The following is a 277-nucleotide window of genomic DNA, read 5'->3' on the forward strand; positions in this document are numbered from 1 at the left end:
AGCAACAGCAGCAGGTTCATCTGCAACCGCGGCAGAATCTTCAGCAACAGCGGCAGCATCTTCAGCGACAGCAGCAGGTTCTTCAGCAACTGCAGCAGAATCTTCAGCAACCGCAGCAGGTTCATCAGCGACAGCAGCAGGTTCATCTGCAACTGCAGCAGGTTCATCAGCAACAGCAGCAGGCTCATCTGCAACAGCAGCTGAAAGTTCAGCAACAGCAGCAGGCTCATCTGCAACAGCAGCAGAATCTTCAGCAACGGCAGCAGGTTCATCAGCA

1 protein-coding gene is annotated in these 277 nt (G+C 54.2%); it reads left to right on the forward strand.

What is annotated here, in order from left to right; genetic code table 11:
• A partial coding sequence (locus HSP_RS11685; RefSeq protein WP_208854031.1) for a hypothetical protein occupies positions 1-277 on the forward strand: 277 nt, incomplete at both ends.

This window comes from Haemophilus sputorum CCUG 13788 (genome assembly GCF_000238795.1).
Classification (GTDB): domain Bacteria; phylum Pseudomonadota; class Gammaproteobacteria; order Enterobacterales; family Pasteurellaceae; genus Haemophilus_A; species Haemophilus_A sputorum.